Origin of the sequence: Bacillus sp. SM2101 (genome assembly GCF_018588585.1) — a bacterium.
Taxonomy (GTDB): domain Bacteria; phylum Bacillota; class Bacilli; order Bacillales; family SM2101; genus Nanhaiella; species Nanhaiella sioensis.
The window spans coordinates 1-23,890 of sequence record NZ_JAEUFG010000022.1 but is presented as its reverse complement, the minus strand read 5'-3'; the positions used below and the strand labels follow the sequence as shown (position 1 = coordinate 23,890).

The 23,890-nt window shown below is 34.5% G+C and carries 21 protein-coding genes; 1 reads left to right on the top strand and 20 read right to left on the bottom strand.

What is annotated here, in order from left to right:
- Window positions 1-302 precede the first annotated feature (302 nt).
- The 18 genes from JM172_RS18060 to JM172_RS17975 all read right to left on the bottom strand — a co-directional run bounded on the left by JM172_RS18060 (window position 303) and on the right by JM172_RS17975 (window position 21,479).
- Entirely contained in the window at window positions 303-6,044 is a 5,742-nt protein-coding gene (locus tag JM172_RS18060) for a PKD domain-containing protein (RefSeq protein WP_214483778.1), read from the bottom strand.
- 218 nt (window positions 6,045-6,262) lie between these two features.
- Window positions 6,263-7,504 (bottom strand): S-layer homology domain-containing protein, encoded by a 1,242-nt coding sequence (locus JM172_RS18055; RefSeq protein WP_214483777.1) that lies wholly within the window; start codon window positions 7,502-7,504, stop codon window positions 6,263-6,265.
- A gap of 112 nt (window positions 7,505-7,616) precedes the next feature.
- A complete protein-coding gene (locus JM172_RS18050) occupies window positions 7,617-8,129 on the bottom strand; it encodes a hypothetical protein (RefSeq protein WP_214483776.1) in 513 nt (170 codons plus the stop codon).
- A gap of 8 nt (window positions 8,130-8,137) precedes the next feature.
- Window positions 8,138-8,527: a hypothetical protein gene (locus JM172_RS18045; RefSeq protein ID WP_214483775.1), complete on the bottom strand. Its 390-nt coding sequence runs from the start codon at window positions 8,525-8,527 to the stop codon at window positions 8,138-8,140.
- 56 nt (window positions 8,528-8,583) lie between these two features.
- Complete coding sequence (locus JM172_RS18040) at window positions 8,584-8,754, bottom strand: hypothetical protein (protein WP_214483774.1); 171 nt, start codon at window positions 8,752-8,754, stop codon at window positions 8,584-8,586.
- A gap of 130 nt (window positions 8,755-8,884) precedes the next feature.
- Entirely contained in the window at window positions 8,885-9,703 is an 819-nt protein-coding gene (locus JM172_RS18035; RefSeq protein ID WP_214483773.1) for a hypothetical protein, read from the bottom strand.
- Window positions 9,704-9,808: 105 nt separating this feature from the next.
- Window positions 9,809-10,771, bottom strand: coding sequence for a hypothetical protein (locus JM172_RS18030; RefSeq protein WP_214483772.1), 963 nt, complete (start codon window positions 10,769-10,771; stop codon window positions 9,809-9,811).
- The gene (locus tag JM172_RS18025) at window positions 10,772-12,292 is read right to left on the bottom strand and encodes an ATPase, T2SS/T4P/T4SS family (RefSeq protein ID WP_214483771.1); all 1,521 of its coding nucleotides are present in this window, start codon (window positions 12,290-12,292) and stop codon (window positions 10,772-10,774) included.
- A gap of 90 nt (window positions 12,293-12,382) precedes the next feature.
- Window positions 12,383-13,531, bottom strand: coding sequence for a CpaE/TadZ family protein (locus tag JM172_RS18020; RefSeq protein ID WP_214483770.1), 1,149 nt, complete (start codon window positions 13,529-13,531; stop codon window positions 12,383-12,385).
- A gap of 19 nt (window positions 13,532-13,550) precedes the next feature.
- Complete coding sequence (locus JM172_RS18015) at window positions 13,551-14,234, bottom strand: flagella basal body P-ring formation protein FlgA (RefSeq protein WP_214483769.1); 684 nt, start codon at window positions 14,232-14,234, stop codon at window positions 13,551-13,553.
- Window positions 14,235-14,285: 51 nt separating this feature from the next.
- Window positions 14,286-15,860 carry a CpaE/TadZ family protein gene (locus JM172_RS18010; RefSeq protein WP_214483768.1) on the bottom strand — a complete coding sequence of 525 codons (1,575 nt, stop codon included), beginning with the start codon at window positions 15,858-15,860 and terminating at the stop codon, window positions 14,286-14,288.
- 331 nt (window positions 15,861-16,191) lie between these two features.
- Complete coding sequence (locus tag JM172_RS18005) at window positions 16,192-16,389, bottom strand: DUF2187 family protein (RefSeq protein WP_214483767.1); 198 nt, start codon at window positions 16,387-16,389, stop codon at window positions 16,192-16,194.
- Window positions 16,376-17,254, bottom strand: a complete 879-nt coding sequence (locus JM172_RS18000; protein ID WP_214483766.1) for a hypothetical protein — start codon at window positions 17,252-17,254, stop codon at window positions 16,376-16,378. The genes JM172_RS18005 and JM172_RS18000 overlap by 14 nt, the downstream gene beginning before the upstream one ends.
- A gap of 103 nt (window positions 17,255-17,357) precedes the next feature.
- Window positions 17,358-17,987 carry an HD-GYP domain-containing protein gene (locus JM172_RS17995; protein ID WP_214483765.1) on the bottom strand — a complete coding sequence of 210 codons (630 nt, stop codon included), beginning with the start codon at window positions 17,985-17,987 and terminating at the stop codon, window positions 17,358-17,360.
- 5 nt (window positions 17,988-17,992) lie between these two features.
- Window positions 17,993-19,015 (bottom strand): replication-relaxation family protein, encoded by a 1,023-nt coding sequence (locus JM172_RS17990; RefSeq protein ID WP_214483764.1) that lies wholly within the window; start codon window positions 19,013-19,015, stop codon window positions 17,993-17,995.
- On the bottom strand, window positions 19,008-19,892 hold the full coding sequence (locus tag JM172_RS17985) for a hypothetical protein (RefSeq protein ID WP_214483763.1): 885 nt from the start codon (window positions 19,890-19,892) through the stop codon (window positions 19,008-19,010). The genes JM172_RS17990 and JM172_RS17985 overlap by 8 nt, the downstream gene beginning before the upstream one ends.
- Window positions 19,893-20,317: 425 nt before the next feature.
- Window positions 20,318-20,782: a hypothetical protein gene (locus JM172_RS17980; RefSeq protein ID WP_214483762.1), complete on the bottom strand. Its 465-nt coding sequence runs from the start codon at window positions 20,780-20,782 to the stop codon at window positions 20,318-20,320.
- A gap of 301 nt (window positions 20,783-21,083) precedes the next feature.
- Window positions 21,084-21,479, bottom strand: a complete 396-nt coding sequence (locus JM172_RS17975) for an NUDIX hydrolase (protein ID WP_214483761.1) — start codon at window positions 21,477-21,479, stop codon at window positions 21,084-21,086.
- A gap of 255 nt (window positions 21,480-21,734) precedes the next feature.
- On the opposite strand from JM172_RS17975, the gene JM172_RS17970 reads away from it, so the two are divergent.
- A complete protein-coding gene (locus JM172_RS17970) occupies window positions 21,735-21,980 on the top strand; it encodes a hypothetical protein (RefSeq protein WP_214483760.1) in 246 nt (81 codons plus the stop codon).
- A gap of 312 nt (window positions 21,981-22,292) precedes the next feature.
- Here JM172_RS17970 and JM172_RS17965 read toward each other — a convergent pair whose 3' ends face one another.
- Together JM172_RS17965 and JM172_RS17960 are read right to left on the bottom strand one after the other, a co-directional pair.
- Entirely contained in the window at window positions 22,293-23,090 is a 798-nt protein-coding gene (locus tag JM172_RS17965) for a class I SAM-dependent methyltransferase (RefSeq protein ID WP_214483759.1), read from the bottom strand.
- Window positions 23,091-23,094: 4 nt separating this feature from the next.
- The gene (locus JM172_RS17960; protein ID WP_214483758.1) at window positions 23,095-23,400 is read right to left on the bottom strand and encodes a DUF3923 family protein; all 306 of its coding nucleotides are present in this window, start codon (window positions 23,398-23,400) and stop codon (window positions 23,095-23,097) included.
- Window positions 23,401-23,890 lie beyond the last annotated feature (490 nt).

Below are 23,890 nucleotides of genomic sequence, written 5' to 3'. Positions count from 1 at the left end.
AAATCTAAGCAAAATATTTGTTGGTTCTTATATTTACAAGGTCTAATTTTAATAGGTTTTCTTGTAACTGTTAGATCATGCTATAGAATTTGATCCTTAATTACTTAGGGATATAGAAACGAATATGTCATAAGTAGAAAAAAACTTATGAAAAATGATAGTCCGATATTAAATTTACTTACCCCTTAAAAGGCAACAGCTTTGAGGAAACTAAATGACACTTGTAATGTTGCATATTACAGAACTACTCGAAATCATTTACAAAAAAAAGAGAATAGGAATTAACCCATTCTCTCTTATAATTAATAATTTCTATGAAATTTTAAAGCTTCATATATGTTTCCTATTATTTCAATTAAATAATTTGCATCACTTTGTACATGTGCTGATATTTCTGGATGCATTGCATGAAATTGAAATAGGTATTCCCCATCTTCAATACGTTCAAAGTTTTCTTGCCATAACTCTGCAATCCAGGTATATTCATAAGTTGACGTTGATACAAGTGTGAATTGTTCCTTTGGAATATCCACTTTACCAATATCTCCACCAAAATTGACTGATCCCCACACATACGCAGCTGGTGTAGATGTTAGTTCTATAATAAACTTTTCACCCGCATAAAACGTATTTACATTCTCATCAAACCCTTGTGATACCCAAACCTCTTTCCAACCATCAGCATGGGTTACTAAAGGGGTGAGTTTTGCTATATCGACATTCACTACTTTTGTTACTGAACCTTTACCACCTCGGTCATCTGTGACCTCTAGATTGACAGTATAATACTCCGTATCTCCTGTAATAGATGGATATTCCTCATTACTCGTTTGAATACTTCCATCGCTGCCTGTCAAAGTCCATGACCAACTTACAATTTCACCATCTATATCATATGAAGAATCTGGATTGAATCTGATTTGTTCTCCTAAAAACGGTGTAAATGGCTCCCAATTGAAATTTGCAACTGGTGGTAAATTAGGCGGTAACGGACCAACTTTAATCGTATGTTCTGCAGGTACTTGAGACCGCAAACCATCATTGTCTGTTACATGAAGGCTAACATCATATTCTCCCTCTAATGCATTAATAACCTTTGGAAAACGCTCTGTTGAAGTCGTTCTTAATCCATTAGGAGCTAAGATCGTCCATTGATATCCAATAACCTCTCCATCAAGATCATAACTAAAAGTAGGGTCGAGCGTAAATGTATCACCCACTACTAAACCTTGGGGTTGCCAACTAAACTCTGCAAATGGTGCCTCTAAACCTTGTATCATTTCCACAATAATCGAGCTACTTCCCGATAAACTTGGCAATGGAAATGGCGGATCATCGAATACTGTTTGAGTGATACGGTAGGTTCCAATACCCGCGAAATCTCTTAAATCGGTAGGTACAGCGCCGGTTATCCATGAATCTATTGTATTTTGATTCTCATCTAGTAATTCAATCTCCCAAGAATAATTAATCAATGGATGTCCATCAGGGTCATAGGAAGAGTCACTGTATGTGAGATATGTTCCTTTTTCTACTGGATTTGGACTCAATGTAAAAATTGATACAGGTGGATTATTATCGTTTATCACTTGAATTGATTTTTCGAATAGATCCGATTGTAAAGATGAACCACTCGTTGGAATATCCCGTACTGTTAACCCAATTACATAAGTACCTTCAGACAAGTTCATATCTGCAAAACTAGTTGGAAATGAGCTAAGAGTTTTTAAAATCGTAGAATTACCTTGCTGCCTAACAGTAATTCTATAGTCTGTCAAAGGATCTCCATCAGGATCATAAGATAAATCTTCAAAATCAAGTTCTTGTGAACGATAAACTACTTCTTGAACGTTGAATTTTGCGACAGGCTTTAAATTACCTGATTTAGTGCTAATTCTCTTTGTAATAGAACCATACGCACCATCGATATCCTTTACCTGTAACGTAACATCATAGTATTTTTCACTTACTAGATTTGTAGGTGGTTGACCATTGTATTGTATACCGTCTAAATAATAACTCCAGTTATACTCTACAATACCTCGATCAGGACGATTAAATTCATGCTCTGGATCGTAACTTGGGCTAGAATCTAATGTTAATCGGTTTGAGCTATCCAAAGTAAAATTAAATTCAGCAATAGGAGGACGGTGAACTGAAACCTTGTATTCTCTCACTATTTCTTCATCAGACCATTTACGATAATTAAAGAAACGGTCATCACCCCACCAAATCGGATCATCCATCGCACGTAATTCAATAGAATACGTTCCTACAGCAGGTAATTGCATTGGATTGTTAATCCATAGTCCACTTTGTGCAATTGGCTCACTTGGTTGATTATCTATAACTCTACCGTTTACGCTTGTATTATCATGTGTAAATTTCCACTCACGCTTAAGTTCAGGATCATTTTCATGATCTTCATAGGTAACAGTATAATCAAGTTGATCACCTAATAGAATCGTATAATACTCACCATCAGCTACTAGTAAGTACTTGTTAATCATGTAATCTTTTATATCTTGAATCTGCTTTTCTAAAGCTGTTGAATCATAAACATCAAACTGTCCTTTTGTAGATCCATTGGCGATGTTTGTATCAACAGTGCTTCTTAAAGAGTTCGGACCAAAATCCCAGAAGTAGATATCATCATTTCTCATCTTATTTCTAAAATTAGTCACCTTTGATGATGAATTGGTCCATGCCCAGTCACGTTTATCAAAGTGTAGATAGTATCTATCAGCATCTGCACGGTATGATGCGTTCGTAAATGACTGTGTAAAGTCTGTAGTATCGACTTGTTCTGTAGAGTTACATCCGTAGTCAGTGTAGCGCTGTATTTCATAGACTTCATGGTGAACTGTTTTCTTTAATCTGTACGTATATTCAGTATGACTATACTCTCTGACCGTTCTTTCCCAGCGCGCCCATTCTCTACCAGTTTCAGAATCAATTCCACCATCTAGGAAACTCCATCCTGATCCAGACGGTCTACCTCCCGAAGTTTGCCTTGTCTCTGTTCTTTCGTCGTAAAAATCTCGTGAAGATGAACTTGTAATCGACCAGCCACTAGGAGGACGATAACTAGAATTGGTCGTTGTGACGGTATTATAATCATAGGTTGTCCAACGAGTCCAACCCCAAACTGGGACATCACGTCTACATACACCATCAGAGTCGGCTACTTGGTAGTAACTATTATCAATAGTGATATCACTATTAATCCCCTTTGTAATTAAATCTACTTCGAGATTAGCAGCAATCGAAGTTAGTTTGTTTTTTTCTGTCGTATCATATGTGAAAAAATAATGGTCGTAGTTTCCACCTCCACTTACACGTCCAGTTTGATGTTGACGTGTGGCTGTATCTACACCACTGAAGTTGATCGTTACATCAACAACACTGTGTCGCTGTACACCAAAGTCAACGGTTGGAGGTGCATTATCAACCTCGATAGCCACATCAGATTCAGGGATATTGAAGTTTTCGTCTAAAAGATAGTCTTCAATGTTCCCTTGAGGATTAATAGGCTCGGTAAGGTCTGTCCTGTAATGCTCATCTTGAATAAATTCATATAGAGATTGCTGGCCAAAACCTTCTACAACATCAAGGGAAAAGCGATAATTACCTACTTTATCGGTTTCATATGTGATGTTTTCTTTGTTTTCATTTGATAAGATTTCTTTTGGCGTATCATATCTTGTACCAAAAACACCATCATTATTAGAATCAAATTCAACTGACCAAATACGTTGTTTAATGTAGTCATCATCCATAGATAGACTATTATCTGTAAGGGTTATTGTTGCTTTTTTAGTTGTACCATCACGAAGGTATTTTTTCTTATCAACAGTAAATTGCGCTATAGGCTTTTCGTCTGGATCAACGATGACTTTCTTTGTTACAGGCTTAGAAGTTTCATTCAACTCATTTGTGACAGTTACAGTGATCTCATATTCTCCGGCTTCTCTCACAAGAAATTCAAGGTTTGATCTATCACTGTTTTGACGAATCATAATACCTGCAGGATCAATTCCAGATGTGACAGGACGAATATCGTAGGTTGTCCTGGAGTAATCAATCGGAATTAAATCTGATGAAGGTGAGGCTGCATCCGAAAGAGTTGCATCAACGACAATCGTTCGATTCTCTTTTCCAGCATCATTAATCTGATTATTATCTCTATCAAAGCTATAAATCTGAAAATCAGCTGTAGGTGTTGTCGGTAATACTCTAAAGTCTTGTTGTTCAAAGTCGGTTTCTCCATCGTTATCTGTCACTGTCAATCCTAACCTATGAAGCTCAGGCTCTGTTACTCTCGTAAAAGTAAGAGGGATAGATGTTCTACCGCTATCAAGCGTCCAGTCACTACTTACAATCTCACCATCAATATCATATGAATTGTTCTGAGGTACTACCTCTTCAATCCAAAAATACTCTTCTTCAATAAAAAATGATGCTACAGGTGGAGTTCCTGGTTTGCCCGCTTCGATAATCTTTGTAACCGTATCCGACTTGCCGTTTGCATCAGTACACGTCAACTTTGCAGTATTAGAGCCATAGTTTTCCAATGTCATACGTGTAGTTCTATCATTACCACCTACACTCCAATTCCATTCAACAATCTCTACGTCATTAGGATGAGTACAAGCTTCAATTAGAGTAACTGTATCACCTTGTTTTAGATCGTCAGAAGGTGTCCAAGTAAAATCTGCGTTTGGTCCATCAATATCAGGAATATCACCGTCTGTTATAAATGTATTTGCTTCATCACTCGAATTATCGGGTACAGAGTTATCGATTAGTGTAACTCTAGCTCTCCCTACATAATTTTGAATGAATTGATTATCAACCATGCCATCTACAATTCTGTTCTTAGGGATTGTAAAATCAAATGTTGTTTGACTAGTAAATGACTTGTCACTATTTGTTTTTACTTTTGGAGTTGTTACTTCTTCTTCTCGAACGAGGAACTCCCACCCCTTAATCCGATTACTATCAGATATTCCGTGTAATTGTCCATGTACAGTTACTTTCACTTTCACGTCTTTATCTTCAAAACGGACCGTTGAAGGGTCTACTGATACAGTAGTAGTTGTATAACGTTCGGTATCTGGTTCAACTACTAGAGTTATAGTAGTGTTTGCACGAGTTTGGTCTTTTTCTCCCCATATCGCTTCAATACGAAAATCCGCTTCAAGATTAATCGTATGTGTTCCTACTGAATACATATCTCGAGTCAGCTTAAAACTACCATCTTTAGTAGAGAATTTACTTCCACTTGTAGTCACATAATCACTTGAACCTAACTGATCAATATGTTTTTCAAAGTTGAACCCAGCCTTCAATGATCTGATATCAGCATGGCGAAAGTGTAACCCTTCACCGTCTGAGGTGGCTTTTGCCGTATAGTTTACAGTAACATCATCTTCACCTGCTGCAATTTTGTATTCCGTTTTGTCTGTAGTAATGTCGCCTTCAAGAACAGGTCTTGATGATAGCGGTGGCACCACAAAGTCCGCATACCAGGTTCGACCACCTGCATTGTTTTGAGTAAATATATTCCCTTCAGATCTCCATGTAGGGGCAAGTGATACTTTTCCGTATTTCTTACCACCTAAAGATGAGATTGTGAGGTTTGTAGCACCATGACCTTCTAATTTGCTTGAAAGAATATGGTTTTCTTGAGAAGAACTTAAATTTTCCCAACTAACTCCTAGTGAATCTACAATAAGGTAATCCCAATTTTCTGGATTCGATCCTTGAGCATCATTAGGGAAACAATAGTTATATATTTTTTCCCCATTATAATCCTCACCTAAATATTCATTTTCTCTACTATTACCACACTTACTATTAGAAGAAGTCCTTCCATAATTATCAGTTTTATATACGACTTTATTGTATGTGGTATATACCCAGTAATCTGCTCTTCTGTCATTTATATTGTAATCGTCTATATAAACATTTCTTACATAATCGTAAAATTCTGCTTCAGTTGAGGGGTAGTCTGCATTCACTTCTTTGGGTATCATACCCATGAAAGTAGTTTGCAAAATAAGAATTGTAAGAAATAATATATAGATTTTTTTTCGTTTTATTATGATGCTTCCCTCATTGTTGAATTATATGGTATCATCTACAATTCACCACCTTTTAATAATCCCCTCTCCTAGTACACACAATGAATGCTCTTTTTATGTGTACTAGGAGAGTCTCAATATAGTTATGTATTGAGACTTATAAAGGTGATGTTATGTTATTTATTAATGGGACTGAAAGAAGCTACTGTGTATGCTTCATCAACCTCAAAATCTACTTGCCAGTTGCTTGTTTTCTTTGTGTAGTTCTTACCATATACAGCATCATGATTGCTATTCAGAAAGTTCTCCATTCTAAAATTCCACTTTTCTAAAATAAAATCATACATATCCTTTCCATCCTCACCAAACATACCTATTAAACTATCTTTTAATTTATTTGCTACTTTTTCTTCCACTCTGAATTCATTTGTGTTAAAACGATCAAAATAAAGTGCTCTTATATACAATCTAATACTTACATTTTCACTATCGTAACTTGCGACAGAGCTATTTTCATAAAACTGATATTTAAATGCCCCACCAAATGTTGCATTTGTTGCATTATGTCCATATGTCACCATCGCTATATCAAGGTCAGATAATTGCTTATAACCTACTTCTACAAAGTGTTCATCATCTAGTAATGCTTTTGCTGAACGGTATACTTGTTGGTTAATAATCGGGTTTACATCTGTATCAAACAAAGTTCCCTTATCACGATGTACTAACAGTCCGTCCTCTACACTTACAAGTAAGTGATTGTATTTATCTGGTACAAACTCAGATCCTTTTATTCCACGATAGACAAATGCTGCCATTTGAGCTCTTGTTACATTGTTGTTTGGTTTGTAAGTAAAGTCAGAGTAACCCGTCGTAACCTCTGAAGCTCTTAATTTGCTAATGTAATCTTCTGCCCAAAAATCATTAGATATATCTTTAAAACTAAATGGGAAATCTCCTTCAAGGTCGAATGTCTCAACAATTACTTTAGCCATTTGAGCTCTTGTTAAATTTTCATTTGTTCCGAAATTCCCATTATCTTTACCTTTAAAGATCCCCTCGTTGACTGCTACTTTTATGTACGGATAATCTGCATGGGATTTACTTAAATCTGGAAATGATACATCAGGAATGCTTGTGTCGTTCACATCTATTTTTAGTGCTTTCACTAACATTCTTGCTGCTTGCGCCCTAGTAATATTGTCATTAGGCATATACTTTGTTCCGTTTAATGATTCAGCAATTCCCTCATCTAAGAGGTAATTAATTTCCTTGTAAGCCCAATAGTCTGAATTCACATCTGAAAAGCTAGTAATCTCAGCAGCTTGTACTTTTTGAGCATTGAACGTATTCGATAAAGGCACAACACCACCGACTAATAATGAGGTACTAAGAACGACTGGTATCATTTTCTTCATTTTTATTACATCCTTTCCTGCAATATATTGGTGGAAAGATAGACACACCTATCCTACTATCTATTATACTGCAAGTTTTAAGAAATGTCAATATTTTCCATTTTTATTTTTGCTAGTTTTTCATTTTATATTCTTGTATTGCGATATCAACAAACCGATCTTCTTCACCAATTATCTGAGTCTCAATCACATAGACTACACTAGGGCCAAAGATAATTCGATTGAAGCGTTGTTGAGTTTCTGTATGTAAATATTCGAGTACATACGGGAACGTAACCTCTGTGCCCGTGTTCGGATCAATGTAATTGTGATCAATATTCATCACCTGCTCGATTTTTATTTTGTCAGTGAAGAAATATTCATGGAGCGGTTCTAGGCTACTATTAATTGGTAGATTTCTTATTAGTGCATCCTTAAATGCTTGAAAACTTTCAACTTCTTCAAAATCTATTACTCCATCAGAAACTTTCGTTGAATCTACAAACAAAGCAGCATCATGAACGCCATGATCAAGTGCATAACGTAAATTCACATGTGCCTTATGTTGAAGATATGTTTCTAGGTCATAAACCCAAATTGATATGGCGGCAGCAACTGCCATGATTGTAAATAATAGCTTTCCCATATGTCACCTCAGTTAACAAATTCACTCATACGAGAAGCTGTGTTCACATGATACAGCTCATCATTCTCTTTTCTCTCTATCAGATTAGAGATTAAGATAAACGAATATTTATCTGGTAGTTTCACCGTACCTTCAATGATATCTCCACGATACGTTACATCTGTAGTCAAACGATACTCTATTTCATCTTCTGAGTATCCTAGTTTCATTAATAATTCCGTCATTTCTTCAATAATCTCTGGTGTGTAGTATCCTTCTATTGCAGCTTTCTCGGTTGCCCGCTCAATTGCTTGTTTTGAAACAATATCTCTCGCTTGTTCAACGTTGTTTAGCTGTGGTTGAAAAAGAATAATTAGCATGATAGGAATAATCATATATAACACTAGTATCTTGTCCATATAACTACGTCCTTTCGTATTTTAAAGGGGATTCCGTTGGAACCCCCTCCCCCACTTTAGGATTCTGTATCTTGCATTGTAGAATTTGCATTTTGTATGATTTCTTGTGCAGTTGACTTCACGTCAACAACATCCTTTTGAACTCCATTATCCTTATCAAATAACGTTGAATTCGCTGTTCCAACACACAATAGAATAATCATAAAAAAGATTAGTAGTTTTCCCATTTAATAAACTCCTCCTCGTAATTAACTTTGCTAGATTTCGCTTGCATTACATTCTTCAACATAAAATAAGTTTGATGAGTTACTTTATGACGGGTAATCACCCCCTGAAAATTGACTGATATTAATTAAATTAAAAGTTATTAACTGTACTCATAACCTCTTTGTACCACACCCAAAACCCTGCAACTGGATTTAAAAACACAACCACTGCTCCAAATGCTAGGACAACAAATATTACCCCTCTTTTTCTAAATAAATGGTCTTTATATGCGTTAATAATAGAGTTCGAAAATTCTTCTCTTCGATTTTCCAGTAAATGAGCTGCCTCTTTTACTTCAACATTTTCTAGCTCCATCATGACAATCGCTAAGTTTTTTGCTTCCTTCGTACCAATCTCTTCTTCAAATAAATCCCATGCTTCTTTTTGTTTTTTGTCGCGTAAATAAGGAAGCATTTTCTCAAGTGTAGCTTTTATCGTTTCATAATACGGAATGAGGTTGTACATTAAATGATACATATTAATAGGTTGTCCCTGCTTTGTTATGAACTCACTCTTAATGTCTGTGAACAGTTGATATACCTCATTATTTTTTTTAGCATTGTATGACTTCCTAACCCAGGTCAATATGTAATACATCGCAAAGTATCTTCGTGGTTCTAGTTGAATGGCAATAATAGCTAATGATATTGCTGTTATATTAGAAATTACATCTGTATCTGAAATCATTTCGATTATAAATCCCACAGTAGGATACAACATCAACACCAAACGTAATTGGTTAACACGTAAACTAGTAATATAATCTGGTAAGCCCATTTGTTTGAATAATTGATCTACATGAGGTTGATGGAGCGTTTCCTTTAACTTATTCTTCCGAACTTGTTGAATAGCTCTTCCCCTATACCTCTTTACTAACCTTTCATCGTAAGAAGATCTAATGAAAAACATGTAACTAACATATAAAACACCAGCAGTTACTATATAATAGAAGAATTTAAGATTCACCAAGCTAAGATATGATTGTATAAACTCGACCATAATTAAAAATCCTTTCTACAACCCTTGTTTTGGCTTTCGTAAGATCAATGCCATCACAAAATTGATCATTCCTATAATCATCGAAAAGATGAAGACCTTTAATCCTAAGCTAGTAGCAAAATGATATGAGTAACCATTTTCACCAGGTAACATAAATTCTACGTTTAGAACAATGAGTAGAAATGTAGCAGGAATCGGTATAAACCCCATTACAGCTGCTTCTCTTCCATCACTCAGCTCGTCCCTTGCTTTTTTTCTGATCTCTGACATGTCGTCAACCATATCTTGTAAGCTAGCTTGAATATTAATTCCATCTTGAACAGAAGCTCTTAAAATCATCGTGCTTAGATTTTTACCCCAATGACGCCCAATTTGATATCCAAAAGTCTCGGTAGCTAGCTGTTTTTCTTCAGTTGTACCATGCATTCTGGCAAACAACTTGGAAAACAAAATCTGTGTCGTTCCTTCTGCTTTATTACTTACTTCTTTCAATGCGTACAGCATATTACAATGATTCTTCTGATACTCCTGTAGCAAAAGCTCTATATCTTCTGAAATACTTTCTTGTGCAAAACTTTGTATCTGTTTGAACCGCACCCAAAATCCGCCTATAGGTAACAAGAAAGCAAAGAAAAAGGATGAAAATAAAGTGAAAAAGAAGTCTTCTATTACAATTAAATTAACCGATAGCAATAAAACAAATACTGATACATGAAGCCATACAATCATTGATAAATGATGCTGTTCATATGCTTTTATCGTCGTATCAAGTATGTGGTGATATTTTTTCAACCACTTGTATTTCAGTAAGTTCGAACTTTGAAACTTGTTTTTGACATCTTTAGAAAGCCTAAAACGAGTCTTCACTTTGTTAGGATCAAAACCGAGCCATGATATAAAGAAGTAAGCTGATATTATTGCAATACCGTAGGTAATGATTTTTATTGTTATCTCAATCGCTTCAAATGGTATGTTCAATTAACTCACCGCCATTGTATAAGCACTAATTTGTATTTTTTCGACATCCGGCATTGGTGATAGCTTTTCCAACTCTTTGAGTTTTTCAGTGAAGGTCAAATAATTTTGTTTATCATATTTCTGACAAATGCGCTGCATTCTTTCCGGTATGCTACTATTAAATGTCCAGCTATCACTATCTTCATCGTAGTGCATGATTTTCACCATTTTTAACTCAAATGTTCTTGTATCAAAGTCATAGAATTGAACACCTGTCACTTTCTTGACTAGTTCTTCATCCTGCATGAATTCGTCCATTGTAATAGAGTAATGGATATTTCGGGCGAACATTTTATATAACTGGTCGGGATTTACATTACTGTTGTAATACATCATATATAAACTGAACAATATCTCAGGTATATCAATTGGGTCTTTATCGTGCAAAGTACCAAGGATCTGCTTAATTCCTTGTATCCCTGAACGTTGAAAGAGCCCTACTTCATGTTCACGTATTTCTTGGAGTACAACCCTTGTGACATCGTGTCGTAGCAATGAGGTGGGAATAACTTTTTCAAATTCTACCCCTTTACCAATAACGTGATTGATATTAGCTTTTGGGAAGAGTTCATTTACTGCAAACTCTAGGCTCGACTCTCCAAAGATCGTATTGATTCTCTCTGGAATTTTTTTACCGTTATTAACTTCATATAAGACTTCACCAAGTAAAGTAAGCAGAAATGAACTTTTACCACATCCAGGTGGGCCAGCAATTACACCATTTGCTTTGAACTTTGGAAGAGATTTAAATAATGTAGTTGCTTCAACTGGAATCGTACCTAATTCAACTTGTTTTGCTAACTGATGCACCTTCACTGTTTGGCGACGAAGCGTAATTAAGGGCAACACATGCATTCTTTCGGGGATCATGATAGAAACTCGAAATCCTTCATGTGTCCTTGTCTCAAGCTCAGGCTTTGTATGCTTATTTAAATGGTTTTTTGAACTTGTATTTGCAAATCTAGCTACTACTTCTTCTACCTGTATTAGGTCACTAAAGGAAAATGGTTGTAAACGCCAGCCATCTTTATGTTTAAACTTTATGTCAGTTCCTAACACTTGTGCTGCTTCAATATTGTGTTGATATTTAAAAACACTGAGAGGGCCCCACCCGAATTTTTCTTCAAACACTCCATCTTCTAAAGACAAATAATAGTTCGGGTAAGGAGTGTCACCAAAGCCATGATTTGATATGTATGATTCAATATGCGTCTTTATAAACTTCACAGAAGAGGGTACACCTATCATCGCTTCATGAAACAAATTTACATAATTCTCATTAGTGGTAGCGTTCTGATTCTCTTCGATTTTTTTATCATAAATACTTAATATATGATCTTTAACATCCTTACATAGGCTGAAAAATTCATTGAATTGGTCTGATTTTCTTGTTTGATCAGCTCCCTGTTTTCTATTTATTTCTACTGAAAGCTTTCGAACATCCAAAGTACGTCTTTCTTTTGGAGATATATACGTTGCCAAAGACTTCACTCCTCACTTTATCTATTTCAAATAAAGACTCTATTCACTAACACCGTTAGGTAGAAATTCACCTAATTTTTTTAAGCTACTTTATTTAATCGTTGCTCCAAATAGCCCTGAAAATAACTTTCTTTTGTTCTTCTTATTCACTTGTTGTTGCTCTTTGACTTCACCAATTAATGCTTTAGAGATACTAATAACTGCATTTTTGTAGGGTTTGAATTCAACATTTCCCAAGTAACCTGACTCAATCTGAGCATCTGCTGCTTCAGGAAAAAACGGTATTTCACCTAGATACGATACTTCCAGTTCGTCTTGAAGTTGCTTAGCAGTGATAGTTGCGTTTGAAGCGTACTTGTTGATGATTAAATGCGAATGAGTTGGTTTAAGTTGAAGTGTCGATAATATTTGCGACTTCCATCGATTGTATTCATTTGTAGCAATAAATTCTTGACTAGCTACTAACAAGTGAGTGTCTGCAAGTTGGAGTCCAGTTATTGGCAAGAAATTATCATAATGACTACCACAATCTAGTAAGACAACATCGTAATGATCTTTAACGCTATCTATCAGTAATTTAATGGGTTCTCCCTCAAATTCTGGAGCTCGGTAAAAATCACGATTCCCAATTATATAATCAAAGCCATCAACATCATTCATATACGCTTTCAACTCCTCAAAGCTCTTTAGAACGTTGTTTTGTAGGCTAGGATAGATGTAATCAAGTGAATATTGATTTGTGACATCAGCTATTTCACCAGGGTTATATGGATTTAGACCAACAACACAAACACTATAGTTATATTCCCTCATGATCCTAGCAATAGAGAGTGTTGTTTGTGTCACACCAACTTGTCTATGCGTGCCATGAACAGCAATCACATTTTTGTAACTAGATCTCAATTCAACCTTAAACCATTCTGACTCAATGATACTTTTAATCGTACTCTCATCTTCGGTTACATCAATGGGAATCATTGAATGTGTTATACAAGCTTTTTTAAAGAAAGCATCATCTGTATCACACATCATAACTACTTTAATTTTTGGGTGCTTTTCACGAAAAGCTAATAAATCAGGAGATGTAATTCCGTTCTGATCCATTAGAACTGCTTTAATCTTCAGCTTTTGATTACTCAATTCATCTAGTGATTCAATAGAAACAACTTCGTTAATAAAAGAAATACTTTCTAGTACTTGTAATAAAATGTTATTCTCACTATAAATAGCTACTTTCAACTATGTCGCCTCCCTAACGTTAGTAACTAAATGTAAACTTATATCCTTCTAGGAATAATTCTTCTAATTGTTTATATTCTTGTGGTAGTAAGCTAAGCTCAATCTTTGATGGATTTGTGTTTGGATGTAATCTCTGTCCATTTTGATCAATAATTTCATTGTTCTTCGAATTTTTAACATAAACTACAGGGACATCAATAAGAATTTTTTCCTTTTTCACTAATTGACGCGGCTTTTGATTTTGTTGTTCATCATCATCTACTTCATTTCTCCGATCTATCACTGCGTACACATTAATTAGGTCATATCGTCGTATACTTCCTTGAATATCATCAACAATCCATGCATTAGGAATCAAGAAAAATTCATGGTTCTCAGATGGTCTTAGTATAGATTGATCAAGCATACGACTCGTGAAAAACCCCTTTTTATCAACTTGTGTTGTCGTCATCTTCCCAATTACTTGGTTGGGGTCGGTAATCATATCGGGTGTATACAATTCCAATGGATATCGCTCGATGGAAATATCATTTTCTCCAATAGTAGAGTTAACAGGGAGTTCATCATTTGCCAAGACTACTTGTGTTGTCTGGAGATCACGTAGAATCCCCATTTCGTTCACAACAACAACTCCTGCAAACATAGAAAAGAACAAACCACCTAATACAAAATTCTTATTTATCCATTTAAACTTTCTTTTCATGAGATTCCTCCAGGTCAATTTTTGAATGGCTCATAAATTAATTGTTACTCTTTATCTGTTCTTAGTGACCGAAATAGATTTATTAAAAACTTTTCGAAACAAACTACCCTCACTGTTTTTCTTTTTCACGTATTCTTTTGGAAGAATTTCCTCTAGCAGAGGCTTCATACTCTTTCTGACTTTATCTACTACCAGCTTATCTTTAAATCCAAAATCTCCCTCATATTGCATGTTGTAAACACTCTCATGATGTAATGGTGGAAATATGAATGGAGTTTGACCTAAGACTGCAGGTATTGTTTTATGACTGGATCTGTTTACTACAATCTTTGTTTTTTCCTGCGTTAAAACTTGTTTATGATACTGGAATTCTCCGCTACCATTTGAAAAAAAGAAATCCACTAGCGGTATATCTGTATCAAATACCATGAATGCATGATCACAAATCTCGTATAGTTGTTGAAACACCTTACTTTCCCAATCACTTCCAATATCAAGGATAACCACTGGGGATTTTTGAATAGAAAGTAATAGTCGTGCAAATGATTCAAATGTAATCTGGGATTCTAAGTATTTAACTTCCTTAACAGGATGTTTAGCAATGATCTGAACTCCCTCGTACTCCCACGAAGATTCTTGAGACTGTTCAAGGTTGTCCCCGAGATTATTCTTAAATACATCCGAACTACTTTGACCATCATTTCTACTAAACTGATGATAATAGCTAATATAGTTGGGAGCATTTTTTTCACCGAAGAATCGATCAAAAGTGTATGCTCTTTGAAAAGGGTTTTCAATATAAGCGGTTGGTACACCATAGTCAACAATTGTTCTTGCTAATAAATGAGAAATAAACGTACATCCAGCTCGGTTGTATGGACTACCAACAAGAATGAGCTTTCTTTCTAAGGAATAACCAATATGAGTTTTCTCTGTGCTAGTGATATTAAGCTTAAAGCTCTCTTTAACCGATTGATGATTTATATAGTTATCTGAGTCTACTTCTTTGCTTTCTGATCTTTGTTGATTATCCTTTTTACGCTCCTTCTTTTTCGAGAATGATTTAAGTTTAGGTAGTTTGATAATATTGTTACTTACTTTTAATTCAGTATCTTCTTCCTCATCAGTTTCACTCTCAATTACTTCATTGGTATTTGTATTTTCGACGTAGTCATCTACTAGTACATTACCTTTGAACTTCGCTACATTTGAGTATTTTGGAGCTAACGTTAACTGATTTATTATTTCCTCAATATTCAAAATACGTTTAGGGAAAATATCCAAGACATTCGACTGAACTAGTCTTGTTAAGAACTTATCAGTACTATCTCTTTCACAAATAAATACAATTCTTACCGAACCTTCGTGCTTAAGGCGTATTTCATCAATCTGCTCAATCCATTCATTCTCTTTCTTATCATCTTCTTCAAACTCAGATGCTAGATAATGATCATGAACAATAACTATGTCAGGAATTTCTTCATGAACAATTTCCTGCAAGTATCTACGATGAATGACTTCTTGATCCAAAACTCTGAATGTTCCAGTTTCAGCAAATTCTTTAAAACCTTTTCTCAATGCTTCATTAAATTGGTCAAACCCAGTTGCTAATAAGACTGTCTGCACAATATTTCACCCTTTACAAACAAAAAAAGCCCCCCGTCTCAATGAAAACAAACATACATATGTATGTTGTAAACATAGAGACGGAGGACTTCCGTTAAGATTCAAATTTAATTTGGGTGTTGAAAGCCACGAGGACGCGCAGCTCTCAACTTGACTAAAAATCAATTTCAAGAAGGACTCAAATAAGAGACCAACTTAGGATAATTAAAGTATACCATTTCTAAAAAGCATGTCAATAAGATTGAATCTAAAAATAAAACACTATTAAACTAGCCTATGTTACTTATAATACTAGGTTATTAATTGATAGTATTACTTCTAACACAAACCATTAACAATGAACTAATATCGAATAATTATTATGATTTACTACAGTTAAGTTAGACGGCGACTCAATTTTATCAGCAGCTTCATCTGACAATTCTACAATGGCAGACCTTTCTAATATTTTTATAATTTTGCCTTCTATCTTAGTATTTTGACGTTCAAATGAAACCACTTCTCCAACTTTTGCTTTATTCTTCTTCATTACTTTCCTCCAGCTGAGATTTTAATTTCTTTATCTTTAACACTTCAACATATTTATCACTCTTAATAATCATTTCCGTTTCTCTCTTGCCTTGATACTCATTTTTTCTTAAATGCCCGTATACCATAACATGTTTGCCAACAAGTTCTTCGTTGCTATAATTAAATTCGTGCCAATACTTTTGAAATAATACGATAGTAAATGCTACTCCCTGTTCCTCATCAAAATTTATATACTGCACTTTATCCCTTTTGATCATATTTGCAACTTTTCCATATACAAAGTAGCCAACATCAAACACCCGGTCTTCCCAAAGCATCTTATGAGCATCTATGTGTTTAACTACAAGCTCTGAAATAGGAATTTTATAACCACCACCGACATTTACCAAAATGCTCGCTAAAATGTCTGGTTCATATTCTGTAATTAACTTCACAACAGACTTTACGGAACTAATAGATGCAGGTGTATCGTTATCCTGTTTAACTTTTATTTTTGTAGAATCATCTTTTTTATCTTTTTTTCCTCTTTCAACAGCCTTGCTTTCATGGTCTGGGTCAATTCGATTCATATTTAACCGAATTAACGTTTCGTTCATGTTATCTCCTAAATCTTCCTGATATTCTTTCACTTTTGCTACTGATTCTAAAAGGTCAAGCGGTTCATAAAAACCGCATTTTTGTTTATGTTTTGACTCACCCTTACCTGTCGTTTTAAAATGTTCACTTTTATTTTGGGTTTTCACAACATGTATAAGGGGAGCACGACAATTTTTATCAATACAATAAATCCTACTTCCGTTAGTTGATTCATCATATTCTTTTGCAGTGATAATCTCACCATTGTGAAGTAAAGCCGTATTCATAAATCCACCCTCCGTTTGCGACTATTAATTTCATCATTAACATCTAGAGTTATGATTTTTGGGGTCCTACTGAGCAGGTTTCATTGATATTAACCCCGCTCAACTAAATTAGTTTTCTAAACAATGGATGATTCTTTTTTTCTACAAAAATAATAAATTCTTTTGCTATGGTAGGATCATATGCATTGCCTATATTATCCTCAATTGATACAAGAGCACTTTGGATAGACTTTCTTTTGTTATAAGATCTTTGACTCGTCATAGCATCAAATGAGTCTATGATTCGTGCAATTCGAGCTGTATATGGGATTGAGTCGCCTTTAAGGCCATCAGGGTATCCACTTCCATTGTAGTTTTCATGATGGTGTTTGGTTATCTCAAGGATGGTGGGATGATGTAGCGGTTTACTAAGTAAATTGATTCCTTCGGATGGGTGACATAAAATTTGCTTCCATTCTTCTGCTGTTAAAACGTCTGGTTTAGATAATATACTTTTACATACATTGAGCTTTCCTATATCATGTAAAAGCCCTGCATTATAAGATGCTTCACATTCTTCAGAAGAAAAGCCTATGTAAGCACTAAAAGTACTCAATAGGCTAGCAACGCGTAAAGAGTGATAGTAAGTGTAAGGATCATGAGACAATAATTTGTGCATATAGCTAGAACGAATAATAGATGGTAGCCCAGTAATTTCTTTAGGTCTATTACGTACTGACTCCTTTTGCTTCATGTAAATTACTCACTCCCTACTACGTTACTTGAAAACAATGAAGGCAAATCGAAACGTCTAAGTTTTTCTAATTTAGGTACAAAGAATGCTTTGTTAATCCCCAGTTCACTTTTCATATCTTCCTCGATCAAAAACAAGATTGGAAAGGGTACGTTATCAGTTTGGATCTCTTTAAGAACAGCAATAGCAATAGACCTTGTTGAACAATATAAGACCAATATGCTCTTATTGGTGTTCACATGAGTACCTTCCCTAGTCTTAACATGAACCTGAAACGAGCCATATCGCTCATTCAAGTATGTATATTTATCGATTTTTTCCTTGAAGAATGATATAAAATCTTTTGTCTGCTGCGCTCTTTCAATAATAAGGTTAATATTGCCTTGTTTAGCTGTTTTAAGCTCAGCCACACCATGTGGCCTTGTATATTTTGGATTACCAGCAAGAACAGCATTCCATGTCCAGTTACTCATATAGCGATTTTCAGCAAGTTGCAAACGAACCTCGTTCATTGCAACATATCTCTGAACTACTTTTACTCCCCAAGTAAACCATTTTTCAGGATATACAAAGTACGATTCGTTAAAGTGATGCTTAAGTAAGTTAAAACCTCCAATCCCTATCGTAAACGGAGCGGGAGGTTTTCTGTTTTCCGAATGTATTTGACTGCTAACAAACCACCTATCTACAAGACCTAATTCACGAAAACGTTTTAGACGATCAGAGACCATTGAGCGACTATACCCATTTAACTCCAAGTATCTTCTCATTTGATTTTCATTTGCACATATAACATCCCCTAACACTTTCAAAATCACAACATCTTCTGGTTTTAATATGCCATATTGATATTTATTGAGTACACTAGATACAGTAGTTAAGGGCTTGTACTTTTTGGGATGACGGATACCCCCTACCATTGAAGGGTCATCCCAAATTAAGACCTGGCCATTGGAGTCAGTCCAGTATTGGTTGTCTAGTTCTTGCGTATTTAAATGATTTTCTGCCATAGCTTCAACATTAGACATACAAGAAAGATGTCATATCATTCACTTGTTTTTTTCCTTGTGGGTATCCAGTAATTACAACCCTGCCTTTTCTTGCATTTACGTCTATGTCTCTAATCTTACATCTGACTAACTCTCCAACAAGTGGTGTTGGAACCTTACGAGGTACTGTACCTTTTAACTCAAGTTTATTATCCAATTGGACAAACACACCATGAACTGGGTCAATATGCGAAACTCGTCCTACAATCGCTTCATCTTTTTCGTATTTCAACAGTTCCTTAAATGGATCTGGTATCGCCGCTTTCCTACTTACGTGCACATGACCTGTTTCCTCGTTAAATTTAAGTACTTTTACAGGAACTATTTTGTTTCTTTGAGCTTCAAAACGAATGTTTGATCGCTTTTCATGGTCCCATTCATTCATGTGCATAATACAACCTTGACCATTTACTTTCACATACACTTTTCTTGTTTCAAAGCTAAATCCAGTAATAGCCCCTTCGAAAACCTTACTATCCAGCTGATCTTCTTCTTCAAGGATTTTAAGTGTGTCCCAAAACTGCTCTTTCTTTAAAAGATCAGCTTGTTTTACACTTACTAGTGCAATATGAGTATCTGTTACATCATCCGATAATAACTCTTCAATAATAAATTCATGTTTTGTACCAACAAAACCAGTTAAAGATGAAAAATGATACTCTCCAAATTCATGTATTGGACAAAATCCTGTGAAGCCACCGTCTAGATTAAAAATCGCTGTCTCCACTTCTTTGGTTACCATTTGGCCATTTTCCTCAACTGGCATTTTCCTTTTTCCAACACTCCTTACAACTCCCGATGTAACTTGTCTATTCCTTCTAAGTGAAGATAGAACTTCTAAAGCTGTTGGTTGCATAAAAATTCCTCCTTAATAATTTAATAAAGATTAGTATTGTAACCATGTGACTACTAATTAGAAACTAATGAATATATAGTGGTGCAGCATTCAAGAAATATAGTAGATAACACATCACTCCAAGTACGTAAAAAACCCCGCTTTGAAAATAGACTTATGGTAAGTCTATTCAAAGCGGGGAATCCCGTTAAATTTATATTTTTCAATTAAATGAATCTCTTAAAGTGGTCTAACTAAGTAAAATGTATAATAATTCATATGGAAAGTCAACTCAAATCTGCTTTTTCACCCGTTAGTATAGATAATTGCTTCGCCAATATAAATCATTTATAAATTCTTCCTGATCTGTTGAGGTGTAATTACATATATTAAATATGACCTCTCGGAAAGTAGAGAGATCTTATTTTATTATATATGCTTTTTGTCTACGCTATATCAGATATACCCATATTCACTCTATTCACGAATTGTTGAACCTTATCTTTTTCTAGAATTGATATTTCAATATCTGCTGCCTGTCCAGCATTATTTGTCACTATCATCCTACTTGTGTAGCTATTAAGAAGTGGTAAAGCACCCACAGCTAGTAAAACTAGCCCAACAAAAAAGGAAGTGTCAAACGCCCCTAAGCCCATAAATACTAATATAAGACCAATAATAAAACGTTTAAAATGAAATTTTGTCGAAACCCCTACACTAGCAACATTTTTCAGTGGATATGAGAATTCATTTTTCCCTAGAGGAAAAACTCCAAATAATGTATTTGGACTAAACCCTACTAACCTTTTATTAGTTAGTGAAAAATCCGTTTTTAGCCATGAAAGGACGAGGTTAGTAGTGAAATTTTCTTTGCTTGTTACTGTTTCGTCATTGCCTAGTACAATACTCATATAATCCTCCTCATATTTGGTTATTTCTACATAATTATACAAGATTTTATCTGTGTTTTGTAAAAAACATTGAAAAACTAGTAATTATTACGCACTACTTTAGTACTCGACTTCTAAAATTGTAGCTTTATAATAAAATCTGATCAAAAACTCCTCACAAACCTACATCTATTATTAGTTAAAAGTAACCACTTTTGAAAAAAGTCTGATCAAAACGGTTTCTATTTTGGTTAAGTATTCTACAATTTTTATAAAAAAAGATTGACCATTATCTAGTTGTGGTTTTATATATTTGCGCCATTTAGTTGAATACCGATTGAATTTTAGTAGCAACTTCTTTTGGTTTAACATCAACTGATGATAACTGATTTATTTCAATCCACATAGGAAGATAAGTTCCTCGATTTCTATTCTTATCTTTATATTCTATACCTTCCCCTGTACCAAATTTCCCTTCTGTTATCTCAGCAAGGAAAAAGTATTGTGTACCATTATATTTAACTTTGGCAAAGCATTCACTTATATTAACCGTTACACCCAACTCCTCTAGGGCTTCTCTTTTTGCTCCATCTTCAGGTGTCTCTCCACTTTCTATTCCTCCACCAGGGAATACATAATAAACTGAATCTCCAACAACTCTCTTAATAAGACATACTTTTTTATTATCAATTAAAACTACCGAGCCTCTATTTCTCATATTTCCCTCCATGCTAAATATCTATTAACAGTTACATCATAATTTAATCAAAAAAAACGCAATGATATTATATCATCGCACCATTTTGTTGAATATCACACCCGCTTCGGGTTATGTTTGTAAATTTTATTTAGCATAATTGTTACTCCCTATATATAATTGTTAAAATTTTTAAACTTTTCCAACAAAAAGTGCAACGGATTTCGACTTCATTCGTCTTTCTTATGTATATAAATTTAAGGAGGAGATTTTTAAATGAAAAGGCTAACTAAAATTGCAAGTTCTTCAATTTTATCCATGGGTTTGTTAATAGGAACGTTGGGAACTACAGCTAGTGCAGCAGGAGAGTATGTCCCAATAAGAGAATTATTTCCGGACGCAACTATAACATACGATAACGCCACACAAACAGCATATGTTCAACGTGATAACGGCCTTTCAGAATATTGGAAATGTGATAAAGTGGAAAATGGAACATGTTACATATGGTGGGATGAATAAAAATAAAAGATGCTACACTATTTTAATTACTTTAGTTTAAAGCACTCATATATGGGTGCTTTTCTGTGTTTCTGTGATGCTCTCAGACAAAAATTATCTTTCCGTTTACGTACTCCATTTTTTTTGGAAATTGTATCAAACAATATAGGGATCTTCCTAAAATTTATTAACCTACAACATTATTAATCAAAATTCATGTTATTCCAAAATATGGCCCTAAGATGCAGAAAAGCACTAATCCTTTTACTTATTAGCGCCATATTGTTGAAAACTCGAATTATAATAATCTTAAAAGAGCCCTTATTTGGAAAATTATTTCGACTTAATACCAAGTTTTACAGATAGTTCTATTTTTTCTTTATAAATTCCAGATTCATCAACTTCTAACAAAGCCTTTTTTAAATCTCGTTCAAATGCCTCTACATTATTTCCAAGAAAACGCTTAGAACCATATGAGGTTGAGTAAAGATTTCCTAATATCGATTCTACTGTCCAATGAATTTCGTATGTAGGTAAAAGATGATTTTCTAATTTAAACTTTGAGTTAGCTATCACTTCTTCATGACTTTCTTTTGGATGAGAATAAGTGACATTACCAGCTCTTCTTTCCTTACCGTACCAATAGGCTTTCACTTCATCTAGTTGCTCCTGCCAGACAGTTAGTTTTTTATGTGGAGCATAATTATCAATAATTGCTACACCGCCAGCATCTGAAACTAGTTCAAATAATTCCTCTAAAACTTTCTTACGGTCCATCCAATGAAAAGCTTTTGCAATTGTTACTAGTTCAAATTTTTCATTAGTGGATTGTTTGTATTCCTTTAATGTCCCTTTAAACCACTGTATATTACCAAATCGTATTTCCTTATGAAGACGTTGGGCTTCAGCTATCATTTCAGGTTCAATGTCAATAGCGACAATTTTATTACACCAATCGGAAAATCTTATTGTTAAATGCCCAGTACCACAACCTAAATCAAGTAGCTGTTGCTCTCCATTTAATGAGAACTTATTAACTAAGAATCTAATCAAGCTAGAGGAATACGTTGGTCTATATTTTGAATAATATGAAGCTGCCCCTTTAAATAATTCATTACCATAAATGCTCAATGCTTTACCTCCAATAATTTAAATACAAACCTAATAAAAAGCATAGATTTATGTAATTAATTGTAATGCTTCTCGCTTTTTTATTTCTGTTGCTTTTTTTTGATATCATTACAATTAACCAGACAAGTTGAAAAAGTGAAGGGATTACAAAAGCTGCTACTAAAACCGTAATATTCAACATTATAATTTCTGGAGTTTGAACTGCACCAGTTGCATCCACGTTTCTTTGTGTTAAATAAATATATCCTATTGCAAACAAAAGTAACCCAGAAGCATTTACAATCCACCATGCAATCCAAGAAATTCTCACACAGCAACACCTAACTTATAATCTAATAAACACTACACCAAGTAACTATAAATGTAGTAATAACTTCAGGTAGAACGATGCTCTTTTCACTATAAAAAAGCTAGTATGTAAATCGCCAGTGGACCTTTACATTCCTTTTTGAACAACAAAAGGTACTGATTAATCATTGCTCCATTACAGCGCCATATTGTTGAACAACACTATCGGTTACTTAGTTGGAAACTCAACTTATGTTTACTAACACCTCCTGTTGCAAAAACTTTTTATGCAAGAAATTAAGGAAATAATAAAATTCCCCCTCTTCAAAACCTTTATAATTCAACAATATATAAAATCATGTATATATGAAAAATTTTCAACCTTTAAAAAACGTTGTTATATTAAGGATTGTGAAATTGTATTGGTTCCGATAGTTACGATTATGTAAACTAGAATTGAATATGTTATTCATTGATATACAAAAAGCTGGCATTATCACTCGCCAGCTTCT